Source organism: Sphingopyxis sp. Root1497, from assembly GCF_001427085.1.
Classification (GTDB): Bacteria; Pseudomonadota; Alphaproteobacteria; order Sphingomonadales; family Sphingomonadaceae; genus Sphingopyxis.
Genome location: NZ_LMGF01000003.1, coordinates 434,792 through 452,584, shown reverse-complemented (window position 1 = coordinate 452,584; position 17,793 = coordinate 434,792). Strand labels below are relative to the sequence as shown.

Sequence of the window (17,793 nt, the reverse complement as noted above, 5' to 3'; positions counted from 1 at the left end):
GCGACGTCGCGTCATCGCCCCTCCGTCAGCGCTTCGCGCTGCCACCTCCCCATCGCTGCGCGACAGGGAGGATTATGAGGCCATCCCCGCCGAATAGCGCCCAACATGCAGGTCGCTCGTGCCCAGCCGCTGTTCGATCGCGGTGGCGCGTTTGAAATAATGGCCGACGCGCAGTTCCTCGGTCATGCCCATCGCGCCGTGGAGTTGGACCGCTTCCTGCCCGATCTTGCGAAGCGCGTCGCCGATCGTCGCCTTGGCGGCGGCGGTCGCCTGCGCGTCGCCGGGCTTAAGCGCGGCGAGCATCGCGGCGGCGGAAATCGCCTCGCGCAGCATCAGCATGTCGACCATGCGGTGCTGGAGTGCCTGAAAGCTCGACAGCGTCGCGCCGAACTGCTTGCGCTGCTTGGCGTAAAGCAGGGTGTCGTCGAGCAGCACGCGCGCAAGCCCGGCCGCCTCGGCGGCGAGCGCGGCGATGGCGGCGTCGACGGCGGCCTGCAGCGCAGCTTCGCCATCCTGCCCGCGCCCGATTTCGGCGGCGCTGTCGACCCACAGTCCATCGAGATCGAGGTCGGCGGCGGGCATGTCGTCGATCGTCCAATAGGCATGGAGCCGGCCGGCAAGCGATGCGGCCGGCACGAGGAACAGGCGCAAATCATCCTCGGCGTCCCGGGCGGGCACGACGATATGGTCGGCCTCGGCCGCGAAGGCGACCGCGATCTTGCGCCCGGCCAGCGTCCAGCCGTCGTCGGCGGGGGTCGCCCGCGCCGCGATCGCGCCGATGTCGCCGCGCGTCGCGGGTTCCTCGATCGCGGTGACGATCAGCGCCTCGCCGCGCGCGATGGCGGCGGCGCGCGCACTCTCGCCGAGCGCGAGCAGCAATTGGGCGGTGAGAATGTGACAGTCGATATAGGGGGTGATCGCGAGGGCGGCGCCAAGTTCCTCGGCGACGATCATCGCCGCGACGCGCCCGCCGCCGAAGCCGCCGATGCTGTCGGGCAGCGCCGCCGCGCCGATGCCGATCGCCGCGTCGGCGGCGCGCCACAGCGCGAGCTGTGCGGTCGAATCGCGCATCGTGCGGCGCTTTTCGAACGGCAATTGCTGCGCCAGGAAGCGCGTGAGTGCGTCGCGGAGCAGGCGTTGGTCGTCGTCGGGTTCGAGATTCATGACCCGGCTATGCGCGCGCGGCGCCTAATTATCAAGCCTGATAATTTTTGACGAGTCCGGCGAGCAATGTCTCGACCGTGTGTTCGCGATAGCGGGCATGGAGGTCATCGTCGGCGTGCGGCTTGCCCTTGAACACGACCTGCAGCGTCAGGCGATTCGAATAGAGGCCGTCGGCGGCGCCGATCGTGTTGAAGTAGAAGAGCTTGGGATCGACGGGATTGAACTCGCCCGCCGCGATGCCCTCCTCGATCATCCGCGCCTGCGCGCCCGCGATCTTCGACAGAAGTTCGTCGCCGATGTGCCGCACCCGCTCGGGTTCGGCGTCGCGGACCATATATTGGATCAGGCGGTTGAGGTACGGGATGCGGTAATAGGTATCGAGAATGCCCTCGAGATGGATGCGCATCCGGGCGGTCGGGGTGACGGGCAGGCGGAACAAGGCGTCGAGCTGGCGGATCGCGCGGATCACGTCGCGGTCGAGCAGCGCCGCGAGCATGCCTTCCTTGTCGCCGAAATAATAGCGGATCATGCCGTGGTTGACCCCGGCGCGCGCCGCGATCTCGACGATGCCGATATCGATCTTGTCCTGTTCGCGCATCAGCGCGCTCGCCGCGTCCAGCAGGGCGTCGCGGATCGAGCCGCGCGTGCGGCTTTCCGCCTTTTCACTTCGGGTGGCCATCATCGCTCCTTGCCGCCGACAGACCATCATTGTCCGCAAAATGCAATTGCCGGTTGCATAATCTATCACGATTGATAACTATCATCGCTGATAATAAGCTTCATCAGGGAGAGAGAAGATGGCGGGTGCGGTGCGTGCAATGGGTCTGGCCGGAGTGGCATGGGCGGCGATGATGGCAAGCCAGCCGGTGCTGGCACAAAACGCGCCGCCGGCGGCGGAGACCGAGGCCACCGACGACGGCGCGATCGTCGTGACCGCGCAGCGCCGCGCCGAAAGCATCAACGACGTCGGCCTCGCGATCCAGGCTTTTTCGGGCGATACGCTCGAAAATCTGCGCGTGACCTCGACCGAGGATCTGCAGGCGGTGGTGCCCAGCCTCAACGTGTCGCGCGGCTATCAGGGCATTCCGATCTATACGCTGCGCGGGATCGGCTTCAACACGATCAACCTGTCGGCGACGTCGACCGTCGGCACCTATCAGGACGAGGTCGCGCTCGCCTATCCGTTCATGAACAGCGGGCCGGTCTATGACCTCGAGCGTGTCGAAGTGCTCAAGGGTCCGCAGGGCACGCTCTATGGCCGCAACACCACTGGCGGGCTGGTCAATTTCATCACCGCCAAGCCGAAGGTCGGGGAGTTCTCGGGCGGGGTCGCGGTCGATCTCGGCAGCGAAAAGACGCTCAACAGCGAAGGTCATCTCAACATCCCGCTGGGGCAGGATATCGCGATCCGCGCCGCCTTTCGCACCGAGGACAGCTGGGACGGCTGGCAGCACAGCATTTCGCGCGACGAGAGCCTCGGCGAGGTGCACCGCTATGGCGGCCGGCTGACGCTGACCGCCGAGCCGGTCGAGGGGATGAAGATCGAGCTCGGCGGCAATTTCTGGATCAACAAGTCGGACACGCTGGCGGGGCAGGCGGTGGGGTTCACCCCGAACACCGATCCCGCCAACGGCACGCTGTTCAGCCTGTTCAACGCGCCGGGACTGCCCGCCTATATCGCCGCCAACGGTCCCAAATGGGATTCGAACAGCGCCGACTGGGCACCGCTGTCGCAGCGCGGCCCCAATATCGGGCGCGGCACCGGGATCGACGGGCCGCTGCAGGAGGACAGCGATTTCCTGGGCTTGCGCGGCCTCATCCAGTTCGACCTGACGAGCGATCTCAGCTTCATCTCGCTGACCGGCTATAACAAGGTCAATCGCGACGCGACCTATGACTGGAGCGGCGCGCCCTATGAGATCCTGATCCAGCGGGCGCAGGGCAAGATCGAGAGCTTTTCGCAGGAATTGCGCTTCCAGGGATCGACCGGCCCCGCCGAGTGGGTCGTCGGCGGCTATTATGCCAAGGATGTCGTCAGCGACACCAACCAGACCTTGCTGGGGCAGAATGCCAATGTCGGCGCGATCCGGGCGCTGATCGTCCAGCTTGGCCTCTTGAACACCCCGTTCAACAGCCAGGGTTTTACCGCCGCCGATGTCGCCACCGCGTTCCGCACCTATCGCGACGTCGCCGATTTCGACACCGAGACCTTCAGCCTGTTCGCCAGCGCCGACTGGGAATTGTCGGACACGCTGAAACTGACCACCGGCGCGCGCTACACCGAGGACCGGCAGGAATATCAGGGCTGCTCGCGCGACCTCAACGGGTCGATGCTGCCCAACGTCAACCTGTTCAACCGCGCCTTCTTTTTCCAGGTCTACGGCGCCTTCACCGCGCCGATCACGGCGAACCAGTGCAACACCTATGACGTCGACACCGGCACCTTCGGCCTCGTCACCTCGAACCTCAAGGAAGACAATGTCGCCTGGCGCGGGGCGCTGACGTGGGAGCCGACGAACGACATACTCGCCTATGCTTCGGTCAGCCGCGGTTACAAATCGGGATCGACCCCGGTCAACGCCGCGAACATCGCGACGCAGAACCGCCCGGCGAAGCAGGAGGAACTGACCGCCTATGAAGTCGGCACCAAGCTGGCGCTCGCCGACCGCAAGGTGAACCTCAATGTCGCGGCCTTCTATTATGATTATCGCGACAAGCAGCTTGCGGTCTATTTCGCCGACCCGATCTACACGACGCTGCTCCGCCTCGACAATATCCCCAAGTCGCGCGCTTACGGGATCGACGGCGACGTCAGCATCCAGGCGACCGACGCGCTGAACGTGACGCTCGCGGGCACCTGGCTCAAGACCGAATTGCAGGGCTATGTCGGGATCAACGCCGCGGGCGCGCCGTTCGATTTCGACGGCTTCGCCTTCCCCTACAGCCCGAAATTCTCGGGCGCGGCGACGATCACCTATGACACGCCGGTGAACGACAAACTCGGCGTGCGGGCGATCCTCAACGGGCGCTACCAGTCGAAGACCGGCAGCACGATCGAGGATTTCGCGCCGCTCCAGATCAAGGGCTATGGCATCCTGAACGCCAGCCTCGCGCTCTATGAGCAGGATGGCCAGTGGGAGGTGTCGCTGTGGGGCAAGAATATCACCGACACCTATTATTGGCAGTCGGCGGCGACCAACGCCAACACCGCGGTGCGTTTTCCGGGGCGCAGCCCGTCCTATGGGGTGAGCGCGAAGTTTAATTTCTAGGCGACGCTCGCCAGCGTTTCGGTCGAGAAGCGCTGGCGATAGTCGTTCGGCGACAGGCCGGTGATGCGGTGGAAGAGTTTGCGGAACGCCGCGGCGTCCTCGTAACCCACCGCCCAGGCGATCTGGTCGACGGTGCGGCGCGTGAATTCGAGCAGTTCGCGCGCCTTGCCGACGCGCAGATGCTGCGAATATTCGATCGGGGTCATGCCCGTCGCGGCCTTGAATCGGCGCTGGAAGGTGCGTTCCTCCAGCCCCGCCTCGGCGGCGAGTTCGGCGACCCCCGCCATGCGGCCCTCCTTCGCCTGCAGCCAGTGCTGCGCTTTCAATATCGCTTCGTCGCCATGGGTGAGGCGCGGGGCGAAACTCGCGTAATTCTTCTGCTCGCGGCCGCCGGGGTCGATCAGGAAGAAGCGCGCGGTCTCCATCATCACCGTCGGACCGAGCAGGCGCTCGACGACGCGCAGCCCGAGGTCGGTCCACGCCATCAGCCCGCCCGCGGTGATGATGTCGCCGTCGTCGATCACCATCCGATCCGATTCCAGACGCACGTCGGGGAAGCGGGCGCGGAATTCGTCGGCGAAGAACCAGTGCGTTGTCGCGGGGCGGCCCGCGAGCAGCCCGGTCGCGGCGAGCGCGAAGGCGCCGCCGCAGGTCGAGGCGAGCGTCGTGCCCTGCGCGTGGCGATCGAGCAGCCAGCGGGCGTAGGGGGCGACCTCTTCGGCCTCGAGCAATTTGTGGAGGCTGCCCGGCGCGATCAATATCGTCGGTGCGTTGTGGGCGGGTTCGCCCGGATGGCTGTCGAAACAGCGGACGAAGCCGCCGCCATCTTGCAGCCGCCAGTGGCTGACGCGGATGGGCGCGCGGTCATGCTCGGCGGCGAAGCGGCCGGCGACGTGGAAGAGGTCGGTGATGCCGCTGACCATGCCCATCTGGCAGTCGGGGTAGAGCATCAGGCCGACTTCCGGCAATTTTGGGGGGAGATTCTGCGGATGTTGGCGAAGGTGCCGCATGACGTGACTCCGGTTTGTCGTATTCGGACCGCATAATGTCGTTTCCGCCAATCCCGCGCAAGGGGGAAGGCGCGTAGATGGGTGGCACAGGGACGGAGGGTTCCGCCCCACCCAAGTGAAAGGAACCACGACATGACCACGATCACCACAAAGGACGGCACGCACATCTTCTACAAAGACTGGGGTCCGCGCGACGGGCAGCCGATCGTCTTTTCGCATGGCTGGCCGCTGAGCGCCGACGCCTGGGACGCGCAGATGGTGTTTTTCGCCAATCAGGGCTTTCGCACCATCGCCCACGACCGCCGCAGCCATGGCCGCTCGGACCAGGTCTGGGAGAACAATACCATGGACCAATATGCCGACGACCTCGGCGAGCTGATCGAACAGCTGGGCCTCCACGACGTGATCCTCGTCGGCCACTCGACCGGCGGCGGCGAAGTCACCCGCTATATCGGCCGCCATGGCACCGACCGGATCGCCAAGGTAGCGTTGATCGGCGCGGTCCCGCCGCTGATGCTCAAGACCGAAGCCAATCCGGGCGGGCTGCCGCTCGACGTGTTCGACGGCATCCGCAAGGGCACCTTCGACAACCGCCCGCAATTCTTCAAGGACCTGACTTTGCCCTTCTACGGCTATAACCGCGAAGGCGCCGTGGTCAGCGAAGCGGTGCGCGACGATTTCGTGCGACAGGGCCTGAACGGCGGCCTGAAGGGCCTGCTCGACAGCATCCGCGCCTTTTCGGAGAGCGACTTCCACGAGGATCTGAAGCGCTTCGACAAGCCGACCCTCGTCCTCCACGGCGACGACGACCAGATCGTGCCGATCGGCGCCGCGGCGCTGTCGACCGTCCAGATCGTCAAACAGGCGGTGCTCAAGGTCTATGAAGGCGCCGACCATGGCCTGACGCTCACCCACCAGGACCGGTTCAACGCCGACCTGCTCGATTTCATCAACAGCTGATACGCAGCGGGGCGCGGGATTGGACCCGCGCCCCGCCTGTTCGAAGGAGATGTGCCATGATCCTCGGTCTCACCCTATCGCAGTTCACGCTGGTCCATGTCGCGATCAGCCTCGTCGGCATCCTCACCGGACTGGTCGCGCTCCCCGCTTTCGCGCTCGGACGCATCTTGCCCCGCACCACCGGCGTCTTCCTGTGGACGACGTTGCTCACCAGCCTGACGGGGTTCCTGTTCCCGATCGCGAGCTTCACCCCCGCGCTCGGGGTCGGCATCCTCTCGACGCTGATCCTCGTCGCAAGCTTCTGGGCCTGGTACGGCCGCAAGCTCGCGGGGGCCGCGCGGACCATCTATGCGGTGACCGCGACGATCGCGCTGTGGCTCAACCTGTTCGTGCTGGTCGTGCAGAGCTTCCTGAAAGTGCCCGCACTCAACGCGCTGGCCCCGAACGGCAACGAACCGCCGTTCCTGATCGCGCAGGCGGTGCTGCTGCTCGCGGTGCTGGTGCTGGGGTATAAGGCGGTGCGGGTGAAGCGGGTCGTCGCAGCCGCCGCCTGAATGGTCCGTCATTGCGAGCGAAGCGAAGCAATCCAGAGCGGCGGTAACCGCCCTGGATTGCTTCGCTTCGCTCGCAATGACGTTGTTGATGGCCGATAGGCCGACCAAGCGGCGGCCCGTAGCCGAGGGAGCCAAAGCTCAGCTACGGGCCGCGACAGTATCTCTACTGCTTTGGTAGAGTGACAGCGGCCGGCGATTCTGGCTAGATGCGAGTCGTTCGAAACGGCGCGGCAAACGCTCCGTTCGTCGCCAGATTTGTCGAGTCAGTTCAAGCCCATGACCAAGACCGGCCTCATCATCCGCCATGTCCCGCACGAAGGAATCGCGGGGTTTCGCGAGCCGATCGAGGCGGCGGGCTATGCGCTCGACCGGATCGACGTCGGCGATCCGGGTTTCGGACGGCTCGACCTCAACGAACCCGACCTGCTGATCATGATGGGCGGGCCGATGGGGGTCTATGAGCAGGCCGAGCATCCATGGATCGCGTGCCAGCTGCGGCGGCTCGCGCGGCGGCTGGAGGCGGGGCGGCCGACGCTGGGGGTCTGTTTCGGGGCGCAGATGATCGCGGCGGCGATGGGTGCGCCGGTCTATCCGGGGCCGGCGAAGGAGGTGGGCTTCGATGCGCTGACCATTCTCGACGCGGCATCCCCGCTCGGCCAGCTCGCCGAGGTGCCGGTGCTGCACTGGCACGGCGACACCTTCGACCTGCCCGAGGGTGTCGAATTGCTGGCATCGAGCGCGGCCTATCCGCACCAGGCGTTCCGGCGCGGACCGAACATATTGGCGCTGCAGTTCCACGCCGAAATGGGGCTCGACCCGCGCTTCGAGCATTGGGTCGAGCAATGGCCCGAGGCGCTGGCCGAGGTCGGCAGTTCGGCGGAGTCGATGCGGACCGAGCATGCGCGCTGCGGGCCGGGGGCGGTGGCGGCGGGGCGGCGGATGGTGGCGCAGTGGCTGGGGGAGCTAGCGGGGTAGGGGTGGCAAGCGGACGCTCAGTGAAGAAGGTCGAGCAGCACGAGGCTAGCAATCGGCGCTAGTAGCGCCCGGAGGAGGTCCTCACCCCGCGATGCGCACCGAATGGCCGTCGATCCCATTGGCGCCAACAAGCTGATCGACCGAATGCAACGCCCAGCCTATCAAGTTCCCGCTGATCAAGATCGCCCATGTGTGCCACCCCAAATCGTCAGTCCAGATGTAGTAGCCGAGCGCCGCCAGATGAAGCGCTATCGCGCTCTTCAACAACCATCTGATTTTCCGCAATTCCGCCATGGAACCCACTTTCTAACAAGGATGTTAGTCTGATTTATGAATGACAGCAATTGGTCGATATCCGCCATTCCGCTTGCAGGTGAACTCGGACGACCCAATTACTGGCGAGCATCCTCACGCGACGAACGGCGGTAGGAGGTGAAAAGATACAGAATGATCAGTGCCACGCTGGCCAGTCTGAGGCCCTGATTGAGCGGGGCGCCGATTGCGGCATCGATATTGATCCGGATTGGCGAAAACAACTGCCAGATGACAAGGGTCATGAGTGGAACAAACGCAAGGATCCGCGCTTTGCGGTTCCAGTTGTAGCGACTGGCGAGATAGAGGCAGAGCCACAGGATGAACTGTGTGCCACTGGTGACTATGTCGGTCATGGACGCTCCCCTGTCGGCGTTGAGCTTAGCGTCGTTCCGAAATTGCGCAATCAGCGGCGGCTCCCGCACCGTTGCCCGGATCTCTTATCCATCCTCCCCGACCATCGTTTACGCCGCCTTTACCAGTCCTGGTGCATCACCTTTACCTATATTTGGCAGTGGGGATGAATGATGGACAGCATGCGCGGACTGCTTTCGGGCAGCCACGGCCAGGATGACGGGGCGATCGATTCGCCACCCTCCGTCGGGGTCGACGAACGGCGGATGCAGGTGCGCGCCTATAATTATTGGGCGTCGCTGCTCGCCGACCGCGCTTATCCGTCGGTCGAGGACCTCGATCTCGACAATATTGACGATTTCGGTCCCTATGCGGTGCTGCTCGACTTTACCGCTGGGGTCGACAATCCCGGCCTGTCGTTCCTCGGCGACAAGCTGCGCGCCGAGTCGCAGATCGACGAGGATGTCCAGTATATCAAGGAAGTCCCCGGCCGCTCCTTGCTGTCGCGGCTGACCGACCATTATCTGCAGATCATCGCCAACCGCGCGCCGATCGGCTTCGAGGCCGAATTCGTCAACGATCGCGGCACGACGATCATGTACCGCGGCATATTGCTGCCCTTTTCGTCCGACGACGACACGATCGATTTCATCATGGGCGTGATCAACTGGAAAGAGGCGGCCCCCGCCGACCAGGAAGAGGAATTGCAGCTGTCGGTCGAACAGGCGCTGCGCAGCGCGCCGCCGCTGACCGCCCCGGTGCCGGTGTGGGCCGACGGCCCCGACAGCGAACATATCGACGACGAGCCCGCGCCGGGTTTCGGCGCGCTCCGCGAGGCCGAGGCGGCGCTGCCGTTGCCGGCGGTCGAGGAGCCTGCCGTGGTCGCGGATGCACTGGATGACGACGCGGGGCTCGCCGACTGGCTGGCGCTGGCGCGCGCGACCGCCGAAAAGGCGCTCGCCGCCGACAGCCGCAGCCGCAGCGCGCTGTACCAGGCGGTCGGACAGGCGTGGGATTTCGCGCTCGCCGCCGAGGCGGAGCCGCAAGAGTTCGCCGAACTGCTCGATGATGCCGGGCTGAAGGCGCAGGACCGCGCGCCGATGACGCCGCTGGTCAAGCTGGTGTTCGGGGCGACTTACGACAAGACGCGGATCGCAGAATATGCGTGCGTGCTGGGCCATGCGCGTGAAGAGGGTGTCGGGCGCGGCGAACTCGCCGGCTACCTCGACCACTATCCGGGCGGGCTGAAAGGGCTGGTCAGGGACGAGCGTGCGAAGCGCAAGCCGGCGGGGGTTGCCGAAGCGAAGCCCGACGTCGCGCTCGACACGCTGCGCAGCGCGCATCCGGCAGTAATCCTGGAACATGATGCCGGCGACGCCGAATTCGTCGTGCTGATCGCGCGCGCGATGCCGGGCGGGCACATCGGGATCGTCGCCAAGGCGGCCGACGACGAGGCGGTGCTGGCGAAGCTGGCGCGCAAGGCGGTGGTGATTACGCCGTGACTCCAAATTCCTCCCTGTGTCCGAAGGGCATGGGGAGGTGGCAGCCCGCAGGGCTGACGGAGGGGCGATGACGCCGAGGTCGCTGGCCCCTCCACCATTCGCTTCGCGAACGGTTCCGCTCCCCATGCCCTTCGGGCACAGGGAGGATCTTTTGGTCCGCGCAACAGACAATCCGAAAATTGAAATATATTTGCGTGGAGCCGTCGCGGGGGGTTGAGCCGCGCGTCACTCGGGCGCATATGGGGACGCAGCGAACGGGCCAGCCACCCCCCGGCACAGGCCCGCCTCAGTCGGGATGCTGTAACCTATGCCCCAGAATATTGCCGAAACCGCCGAAGCCGAGCATGAGGCCGCGGCGGCCGCTCCTGTTCCTGCGAAGATCGCCAAGGCCTATCAGGCCGCGCTGCACGGCAGCGCGCTGCCCGGCGAGGGCGACGACCTCGACTCCGCGGCGCTGAAGGCGGCGGGCGAATTCGCCGCGCGCGCCTCGCTCGACCGCGCGCCGGGTGTCCCGTCGCTGCTGCTCGAACCGATGGTCGCCGACGGCACCGACCGGCGGATGCGGCTCGCGGTGGTCAACGACGACATGCCCTTCCTGGTCGATTCGGTGTCGCAGATCGTCGGCGCGCAGGGGCTGGTGATCCACCGCATCCTGCACCCCGTCGTCGCTGCGACGCGCGACGCCAAGGGCGGGCTGACCGGTGCCGATAGCGCGACCCCGGGCTGCGCGAACCGCGAATCGGTGATCTATATGGAATTGGAGCGCGGCGACGCTCGCGCCCGCCGCCGCCTGCTCGACGGCCTCGAAGCCGCGCTGGCCGATGTCCGCGCCGCGGTCGCCGACTGGAAGGCGATGCGCGCCGCGATGCTCGCCGACGCCGCGATGCGCGCCGACGGCGAGGCCGCCGAACTGCTGCGCTGGTTCGAGGGCGGGGCGATGACCCAGCTCGGCCATGAATGGCGCACCCGCGACGGCGCGGTCGAACAGCCGCTGGGGGTCAGCGCGAGCGGCACCAGCCAGCTGCTGTCGCCGACCGCGCTCGAAGCCGCCTTCGCCTGGTTCGATGCCGGCGGCGCGTCGCCGCTGCTGATCAAGTCGAACCGCCTGTCGGCGGTCCACCGCCGCGTGCTGCTCGACCTGGTGATCGTGCCCGAGATGAAGGGCAAGACGGTCGAAAAATTGTCGATCCACGCCGGGCTGTGGACGAGCGCGGCGCTGTCGGCGCGGCCCGACAAGGTGCCGGTGCTGCGCGCGCAGCTCGACGCGCTGATGGCGAAATTCGGTTTCGACCCGACCGGCCACGCCGGCAAGGCGCTGGCGCATGCGCTGACCGCGCTGCCGCACGATTTGCTGATCGCGTTCGACGCCCAGTCGCTCGAAGACCTGGTCCTGACCTCGATGTCGATCACCGACCGGCCGCGGCCGAAGCTGGTGATGGTGCGCAGCGCGCTGGGGCGGCATCTGTTCGTCTTTGTCTGGCTGCCGCGCGACGAGGTGTCGACCGGGCGCCGGCTGGCGGTCGAATCGCTGCTGGTGCGCGAGGCCAAGGCCGGCGTCATCGGCTGGACGATGGTGCTCGAGGATGGCGGCGCGGCGCTGCTGCGCTTCACGCTCGACCTGCGCAGCGGCGGGGTGGTGCCCGATGCCGAGGCGCTCAACGCCCAGCTCGAACAGATGGTGCGCGGCTGGCAGCCCGAGGTCGAGGCGGCGCTCGCCAAGCGCGGCGATCCCGGCCGCGCCGCGGCGCTGGCGTCGCGCTTCGCGCCGCTCTTCCCGCCCAATTACCGCAACCTCTATGATCCCGAGGAAGCGTCGCGCGACATCCTGCGGCTGCGCGACCTCGATGCCGAGAATCCGCGCAGCGTGCGGCTGGCGCGCAAGAGCCTCGACGGCGACGACAAGCTGCGGCTGAAAGTCTATAGCGCGGTCGGTCCGCTGGCGCTGTCCGATGTCGTGCCGGCGCTCGAACATTTCGGCTTCGAGGTGCTCGAGGAGATTCCGACGACGCTGGGCGCGAGCCGCATTCCCGGCACCGAACGCGACGACGAGATCCCCGTCGTGATCCATGATTTCACGCTGAAGCTGCCGGCGTCGGTCGACGAGCTGGCGCTGATTGCGCATACCGAGGTGATCGAAAAGGCGATCGCGGCGGTGCTGGACGGTAATGCGGAAAATGACGCGTTCAACGAGCTGGTGCTGGTGACGCAGACCGATCCGCAGGCGATCATATGGCTGCGCGCCTGGTTCCGCTACATGCGCCAGGGCGGGTCGAGCTACGGCATGGACACGGTGGTCGCGGCGCTGCGCCACGCCCCCGACCTGACCGGGGCGCTGGTCGAGCGCTTCTGCGCGCTCCACGATCCGGCGAAGCGCGACGATGCGCGCGCCGACTATCTCGACAAGGAAATCCAGGCCGGCTTCGCCGCGATCAAGTCGATCGACGACGACCGCATCCTGCGCCTGTTCCATGCGGTGATCGGCGCGACGCTGCGCACCAACGCCTTTGCGCCCGCAGCGGCCGAGGCGCTGGCGTTCAAGATCGATTCGAGCCTCGTCCCCGGGCTGCCCAAGCCGCTGCCCTGGCGCGAGGTGTGGGTGTATAGCCCGCGCGTCGAGGGCACCCATCTGCGCGCCGGCCCGGTGGCGCGCGGCGGGCTGCGCTGGTCCGACCGCCGCGACGACTTCCGCACCGAAATCCTCGGGCTGATGAAGGCGCAGCGCGTCAAGAACGCCGTGATCGTGCCGACCGGCGCGAAGGGCGGCTTCTATCCCAAGGCGCTGCCCGACGCGGCGCTCGACCGCGATGCCTGGTTCGCCGAGGGGACCGAATGCTACCGCATCTTCATCCGCTCGCTGCTGTCGATCACCGACAATCTGGTGGCGGGCAAGGTGATCCACCCGGACGGCGTCGTCATCCACGACGGCGAGGACCCCTATTTCGTGGTGGCCGCCGACAAGGGCACCGCGACCTTCTCCGACGTCGCCAACGGGCTGGCGATGGAGCGCGACTTCTGGCTCGGCGATGCGTTCGCGAGCGGCGGGTCGAAGGGCTATGACCACAAGGCGATGGGGATCACCGCCAAGGGCGCGTGGGTTTCGGTCCAGCGCCACTTCGCCGAAATGGGCGTCGACGTGCAGACCGACAGCATCAGAGTCGTCGGCTGCGGCGACATGTCGGGCGACGTGTTCGGCAACGGCATGCTGCTGTCGAAGGCGATCCAACTCGTCGCGGCGTTCGACCACCGCCATATCTTCCTCGATCCCGATCCCGATCCGGCGAAGAGCTGGAAGGAACGCGCGCGGATGTTCCAGCTCCCCCGGTCGAGCTGGGCCGATTATGACGCGAAGCTGATCTCGAAGGGCGGCGGCATCTTCCCGCGCAGCCAGAAGAGCATTCCGCTGACTCCCGAAGTGCAGGCGGTGCTCGGTCTGTCGCAGTCGGAAATCGAGCCGGGCGCTTTGATCTCGGCGATCCTGAAGGCGCCGGCCGACCTGCTCTGGTTCGGCGGCATCGGCACCTATGTGAAGGCGGCGGCGCAGAACAATGCCGAGGTCGGCGACCCCGCCAACGACGCGCTGCGCGTCGATGGCGAGGATTTGCGCGTCAAGGCGGTCGGCGAGGGTGCGAACCTGGGCGTCACCCAGGCGGCGCGCATCGCCTTTTCGGGTCGTGGCGGGCGCATCAACACCGACTTCATCGACAACAGCGCGGGCGTCGACTGCTCGGATAACGAGGTCAATATCAAGATCGCGCTGAACCGCGAGATGGCCGAAGGGCGGCTGGCGCAGGACGACCGCGACGCGTTGCTGGTGCGGATGACCGACAATGTCTCGGCGCTGGTGCTCGAGGACAACCGCTTGCAGGCGCTGGCGCTGTCGATCGCCGAAAAGGGCGGATCGGCGGCGGTGCCGTCGCTGGTGCGGATCATGGAGACGTTCGAGGCATCGGGCCGGCTCGACCGCAAGGTCGAGGGGCTGGCGGCGAACGACGAGCTGCTGCGCCGCGCCGCCGAAGGGCGCGGGCTGACGCGGCCCGAACTCGCGGTGCTGCTGTCGACGTCGAAGCTGGCGCTGCAGGACGCGATCGAGAACAGCGACCTGCCCGACGATCCGGCGCTCGGCAGCGATTTGGCGGCGGCGTTCCCCGAGGAAATGCAGCGCGATTTCGCCAGTGCGATCGCCGATCACCAGCTGCGCCGCGAGATCATCGCGACCAAGCTGGCGAACCGCATCATCAACCGCATGGGCGTCGTCCATCCGTTCGAACTGGTCGAGGAGGAAGGCTGCTCGCTCGGCGATGTCGCCGCCGCCTTCGTCGCGGTCGAGCGCCTGCTCGACATGCACGACCTGTGGGCTTCGCTCGACAGCGCGAAGATCGACGAGGCGATCCGCCTGTCGCTGTTCACCCAGGCCGCCTCGGCGATGGCGTCGCAAATGGCCGATCTGCTCCGCGTGTCGGCGAACAACGCGCAGCCGGGGCCGACGGTCGCGCGGCTCGAACCCGGGGTCGACCGCCTGATGGCGCGCGTCGACGGGCTGCTCAGCCCGTCGGTCCGGCGCCAGTGGGACATGCTGAGCCAGCAATTGCTCGACGCTGGGGCGCCCGAGGCGCTGGCCTCGTCGGTGGTGCGATTGTTCAAGACCGACGGCGCGATCGGCATCGTCGACCTCGCCGCGCGGCGCGGCGACGACGAGGTCGCGGTGACCCATGCCTTCACCCATTTGGGCGAAGCGCTGGGGCTCGACTGGGCGCAGACGCTGGCGGCGCATATGAGCCCCGCCGATCCGTGGGAGCGGTTGCTGGTCAACAGCCTCGCGCGCGATTTCCAGCAGATGCGGCTGAGCTTCCTCGCGGGACTGCCCGCGGGTGATCTCGATGCCGCGGTCACCGGCTGGCTGGCCGAGCAGGCGCCGCGCGTCGCGCAGTTCCGTGCTACGGTCGACCGCGCGCGGACGATCCCGAACCCCAATGGCGCGATGCTGTCGCATATTGCGGGGCAGGCGCGCGGGCTCTTGGGGCGGTAGAGGTCGCGTCCCATCACCTCGTCATTGCGAGCGGAGCGAAGCAATCCAGAGCGGTTTACACCTACTCTGGATTGCCGCGTCGCTTCGCTCCTCGCAATGACGGGTTTTGACAAGGTAAAGTAGTTCATGCCCTACCAACCCCGCGTCGCGATCCTCGTGCCTGCGCCCGACTATTATGAGAAATGGCAGCCCGCCTTCGCGCGCAAGGCGGCGGCGCTGGCGGGCGCGGGACTCGCGGTCGAGCAGCGGGTGTGGGGCGATCCGGGCGATTTGTCGGGCTTCGACCTGATCCTGCCGCTCTTCGCCTGGGGCTATCAGCGCGATGTGGCGGGCTGGTATAAGCTGCTCGACCGGCTGGAGGCCGAGGGCCTGCCGATGGTCAATCCGGTCGCGGTGCTGCGCTGGAACAGCGACAAGGCGTATCTGTCCGAACTCGCCGCCAAGGGCGTCGCGGTGGTGCCGACCGTCGAGGTCGCGGCGCTCGATGAGGCCGGGCTGGCCGAGGCGCGGGCGCGGCTTGGTGCCGGTGAGGTGGTGGTGAAACCCGCGATCTCGGGTGGCGCCGACGGGACGCACCGGGTCGCGAGCGGCGCGGGGGTTCCCGCCGATGCGCTGGGGCAAAGGCGGCTGGTGCAGCCGTTGATGCCGGGAATACTGAGCGACGGCGAGTTTTCGCTCTTCTTCTTCGACGGCCAATTCAGCCACGCGATCGTCAAGCGCCCGGCAGCGGGCGACTTTCGCGTGCAGGAACAGTTCGGCGGGCGCGAGACTGCGTGGGAAGCAAGCGATGCGGCGCAGGCACTGGCTGCTGCGGCGCTGGCGGCGGCGCCCGCGCCGCCGGTCTATGCGCGGGTCGACATGGTCGGCGATGCGGCGGGGGGGCTGCACATCATGGAGCTGGAACTGATCGAGCCGTCACTGTTTTTGCATTTTGCGGAGGACAAGGGCGCCGCGTTCGGGCGCGCGGTGGCGGAGGCTTTGACGCGTTAGGACGCCACAATCTAGATTCGAATTAGATCGTCGATGTCGTTTTGGGCGACACTGGTCGGGTCAAAGCGCAACGTGATATGATTGTCAGATCGCCTGATCGTGCACTGATAGCTCCCAGTAGCCATTTCGATGAATGTTCCACCCCAAGAACCATCTGGTTCAAATCCTCCGCCGGTCGTTTCTTCGCCGGGTCCGATGAACATTTGGCCGGAGACGACTTTCAGATTGTAGGGAACGCCCACGACAGGCTGGTTGGCTATCTCGACAGAATAATGTCCGTCGCTTCCCAAGTTGAGAAACAGGGCATTTCCGAGCCGGATTTCGTGCAGCTCGTTGGCGGGTATGGACCACCAGTCGCCGACGTCGTCTTTTCGATGGCGAAGGCACGCAACATCATAAATGCAAATAGTGGCTGTATCTGTGGTGACCTCAATCAACGAGATGTCTCCTCATTCCTCATGCCTGTCCCCGCCACAACCACTGCCGGATCGCCGACGTCAAATTCGGCGGATCGTCGGCCTCCATCCGCTCGACGTCGATGCGCGCGACCAGCGCGTTGATTGGAAGCGCCTGGCGCGCGGCTTCGGCTTCGAGCGCGTCCCAGAAAACGGGTTCGAGGCTGATCGAGGTCGGGTGGCCGGCGATCGTCACCGAGCGTTTGACCGGGGGGTGATAGGGGGCCGCCATGGCCCGGGTTTATCGCCTGCTCGCGGCGGGGGGTACGATTTATTTGGGGGTGACCGCGATTCGGGCGGGGCCTAACATCTGATTACAAACTCGTCGCCCCCGCGAAGGCGGGGGCCGGTGGCTGCATAGTGTAACACCGATAGCGGCCCCCGCCTTCGCGGGCGCGACGATGAAAGGGATGCAGGCGAGCCGATGACCGCAGCTATTCAGACCCTCACCGAAAAGGAAAAGGAGACGCTGCGGCTGCTGGTCAGCGGCTATGACGCGAAATCGATGGCAAGCCACCTCGGGCTTTCGGTCCACACGATCAACGAACGGCTGCGCGACGCGCGGCGCAAGATGGCGGTGTCGAGCAGCCGCGAGGCGGCGCGGCAGTTGCGCGAGGTCGAAGCGCGGACCCCCGAAACATTGGGGGACAAGGCTTTGGGGGATGCTACGGGCGCCAGCGTCGAGGAGACCCCGACATCAGCCGAGACGCCCCGCATGGTGCGGCCGCTCGGCTGGATCATCGGAGGTCTTATGTCGCTCACCCTCGCCTTGCTCGCTTTCACATCGATGACCGGAACCGCCGGTGCGCCCGTCGCGGCGCCGTCCACCGCCCCCGCCGAAAGCGCCGCGGTCGGCGCGGCGCGCGACTGGCTCGCGCTGGTCGAGAAGGGCGACTGGAACGGCAGCTGGGAGGCGACCGGGCAGGCGTTCAAGACACTGAATACGGTGGAGACGTGGAGTCGGGTGGCGAGCCAGGTGCAGGGGCCGCTGGGAGCGGTGAAATCACGGGTGCTGGTGAGCGAGCAGGAGGTGCCGGCGCCGCCCTATGGCTATCAGATGGTCAAGTTCCGCACCGATTATGCGAACAAGGCGGGGGCGATGGAGACGCTGTCGCTGGTGCGCGAGGGCGGGGCCTGGCGGGTTGTCGGGGTGACGGTGGAGTAGGGGACGGGGATGGGGCCGGTCTTCGGAACCGCCCTCTCTTCCCGTTTGTGTCGAGCG

At 66.4% G+C, this 17,793-nt stretch carries 15 protein-coding genes; 8 read left to right on the top strand and 7 right to left on the bottom strand.

The annotated features are described in order from the left end of the window. Positions 1-72 precede the first annotated feature (72 nt). Together ASD67_RS05660 and ASD67_RS05655 are read right to left on the bottom strand one after the other, a co-directional pair. Entirely contained in the window at positions 73-1,164 is a 1,092-nt protein-coding gene (locus tag ASD67_RS05660; RefSeq protein ID WP_056344576.1) for an acyl-CoA dehydrogenase family protein, read from the bottom strand. Positions 1,165-1,195: 31 nt separating this feature from the next. Then, positions 1,196-1,843 (bottom strand): TetR family transcriptional regulator, encoded by a 648-nt coding sequence (locus ASD67_RS05655; RefSeq protein ID WP_162248541.1) that lies wholly within the window; start codon positions 1,841-1,843, stop codon positions 1,196-1,198. A gap of 118 nt (positions 1,844-1,961) precedes the next feature. Between ASD67_RS05655 and ASD67_RS05650 the strand changes: the two genes are divergently transcribed. Beyond that, the gene (locus ASD67_RS05650) at positions 1,962-4,433 is read left to right on the top strand and encodes a TonB-dependent receptor (protein ID WP_056344571.1); all 2,472 of its coding nucleotides are present in this window, start codon (positions 1,962-1,964) and stop codon (positions 4,431-4,433) included. Here ASD67_RS05650 and ASD67_RS05645 read toward each other — a convergent pair. Then, on the bottom strand, positions 4,430-5,401 hold the full coding sequence (locus ASD67_RS05645; protein WP_235535580.1) for a GlxA family transcriptional regulator: 972 nt from the start codon (positions 5,399-5,401) through the stop codon (positions 4,430-4,432). The two genes, ASD67_RS05650 and ASD67_RS05645, sit on opposite strands and share 4 nt — an antisense overlap. A 174-nt stretch (positions 5,402-5,575) precedes the next feature. Between ASD67_RS05645 and ASD67_RS05640 the strand changes: the two genes are divergently transcribed. From ASD67_RS05640 to ASD67_RS05630, 3 genes are all read left to right on the top strand, one after another. Further along, a complete protein-coding gene (locus ASD67_RS05640; protein ID WP_056344566.1) occupies positions 5,576-6,403 on the top strand; it encodes an alpha/beta fold hydrolase in 828 nt (275 codons plus the stop codon). A 56-nt stretch (positions 6,404-6,459) separates the two neighbouring features. After that, complete coding sequence (locus ASD67_RS05635; RefSeq protein WP_056344563.1) at positions 6,460-6,957, top strand: hypothetical protein; 498 nt, start codon at positions 6,460-6,462, stop codon at positions 6,955-6,957. A gap of 276 nt (positions 6,958-7,233) precedes the next feature. Next, complete coding sequence (locus tag ASD67_RS05630) at positions 7,234-7,932, top strand: glutamine amidotransferase (RefSeq protein ID WP_056347054.1); 699 nt, start codon at positions 7,234-7,236, stop codon at positions 7,930-7,932. A gap of 81 nt (positions 7,933-8,013) precedes the next feature. On the opposite strand, the gene ASD67_RS05625 is transcribed toward ASD67_RS05630, so the two are convergent. Together ASD67_RS05625 and ASD67_RS05620 are read right to left on the bottom strand one after the other, a co-directional pair. Continuing rightward, the gene (locus ASD67_RS05625) at positions 8,014-8,226 is read right to left on the bottom strand and encodes a hypothetical protein (protein ID WP_056344561.1); all 213 of its coding nucleotides are present in this window, start codon (positions 8,224-8,226) and stop codon (positions 8,014-8,016) included. A 98-nt stretch (positions 8,227-8,324) separates the two neighbouring features. Continuing rightward, complete coding sequence (locus ASD67_RS05620) at positions 8,325-8,600, bottom strand: hypothetical protein (RefSeq protein WP_156377584.1); 276 nt, start codon at positions 8,598-8,600, stop codon at positions 8,325-8,327. A gap of 171 nt (positions 8,601-8,771) precedes the next feature. Here ASD67_RS05620 and ASD67_RS05615 point away from each other — a divergent pair, with 171 nt between their 5' ends. The 3 genes from ASD67_RS05615 (at position 8,772) to ASD67_RS05605 (ending at position 16,116) form a co-directional block, all read left to right on the top strand. Further along, the gene (locus ASD67_RS05615; RefSeq protein WP_056344555.1) at positions 8,772-10,100 is read left to right on the top strand and encodes a PAS domain-containing protein; all 1,329 of its coding nucleotides are present in this window, start codon (positions 8,772-8,774) and stop codon (positions 10,098-10,100) included. Between the two features lie 307 nt (positions 10,101-10,407). Beyond that, entirely contained in the window at positions 10,408-15,126 is a 4,719-nt protein-coding gene (locus tag ASD67_RS05610) for an NAD-glutamate dehydrogenase (RefSeq protein ID WP_082544865.1), read from the top strand. 126 nt (positions 15,127-15,252) lie between these two features. Further along, the gene (locus tag ASD67_RS05605) at positions 15,253-16,116 is read left to right on the top strand and encodes an ATP-grasp domain-containing protein (protein ID WP_056344544.1); all 864 of its coding nucleotides are present in this window, start codon (positions 15,253-15,255) and stop codon (positions 16,114-16,116) included. 11 nt (positions 16,117-16,127) lie between these two features. Here ASD67_RS05605 and ASD67_RS22580 read toward each other — a convergent pair whose 3' ends face one another. Beyond that, positions 16,128-16,553, bottom strand: coding sequence for a DUF6386 family protein (locus tag ASD67_RS22580; RefSeq protein ID WP_235535579.1), 426 nt, complete (start codon positions 16,551-16,553; stop codon positions 16,128-16,130). 19 nt (positions 16,554-16,572) lie between these two features. Beyond that, a complete protein-coding gene (locus ASD67_RS05600; protein WP_056344541.1) occupies positions 16,573-16,803 on the bottom strand; it encodes a ribbon-helix-helix domain-containing protein in 231 nt (76 codons plus the stop codon). A 192-nt stretch (positions 16,804-16,995) separates the two neighbouring features. On the opposite strand from ASD67_RS05600, the gene ASD67_RS05595 reads away from it, so the two are divergent. Next, on the top strand, positions 16,996-17,736 hold the full coding sequence (locus ASD67_RS05595; protein ID WP_056344538.1) for a helix-turn-helix domain-containing protein: 741 nt from the start codon (positions 16,996-16,998) through the stop codon (positions 17,734-17,736). Positions 17,737-17,793: the final 57 nt, after the last annotated feature.

What these genes read in the sequence shown, in the direction of transcription:
- ASD67_RS05660 (WP_056344576.1), bottom strand. Translation starts at nt 1,164, where the DNA reads ATGAATCTCGAACCCGACGACGACCAACGCCTGCTCCGCGACGCACTC.
- ASD67_RS05655 (WP_162248541.1), bottom strand. Translation starts at nt 1,843, where the DNA reads ATGGCCACCCGAAGTGAAAAGGCGGAAAGCCGCACGCGCGGCTCGATC.
- ASD67_RS05650 (WP_056344571.1), top strand. Translation starts at nt 1,962, where the DNA reads ATGGCGGGTGCGGTGCGTGCAATGGGTCTGGCCGGAGTGGCATGGGCG.
- ASD67_RS05640 (WP_056344566.1), top strand. Translation starts at nt 5,576, where the DNA reads ATGACCACGATCACCACAAAGGACGGCACGCACATCTTCTACAAAGAC.
- ASD67_RS05635 (WP_056344563.1), top strand. Translation starts at nt 6,460, where the DNA reads ATGATCCTCGGTCTCACCCTATCGCAGTTCACGCTGGTCCATGTCGCG.
- ASD67_RS05630 (WP_056347054.1), top strand. Translation starts at nt 7,234, where the DNA reads ATGACCAAGACCGGCCTCATCATCCGCCATGTCCCGCACGAAGGAATC.
- ASD67_RS05625 (WP_056344561.1), bottom strand. Translation starts at nt 8,226, where the DNA reads ATGGCGGAATTGCGGAAAATCAGATGGTTGTTGAAGAGCGCGATAGCG.
- ASD67_RS05620 (WP_156377584.1), bottom strand. Translation starts at nt 8,600, where the DNA reads ATGACCGACATAGTCACCAGTGGCACACAGTTCATCCTGTGGCTCTGC.
- ASD67_RS05615 (WP_056344555.1), top strand. Translation starts at nt 8,772, where the DNA reads ATGGACAGCATGCGCGGACTGCTTTCGGGCAGCCACGGCCAGGATGAC.
- ASD67_RS05610 (WP_082544865.1), top strand. Translation starts at nt 10,408, where the DNA reads ATGCCCCAGAATATTGCCGAAACCGCCGAAGCCGAGCATGAGGCCGCG.
- ASD67_RS05605 (WP_056344544.1), top strand. Translation starts at nt 15,253, where the DNA reads ATGCCCTACCAACCCCGCGTCGCGATCCTCGTGCCTGCGCCCGACTAT.
- ASD67_RS05600 (WP_056344541.1), bottom strand. Translation starts at nt 16,803, where the DNA reads ATGGCGGCCCCCTATCACCCCCCGGTCAAACGCTCGGTGACGATCGCC.
- ASD67_RS05595 (WP_056344538.1), top strand. Translation starts at nt 16,996, where the DNA reads ATGACCGCAGCTATTCAGACCCTCACCGAAAAGGAAAAGGAGACGCTG.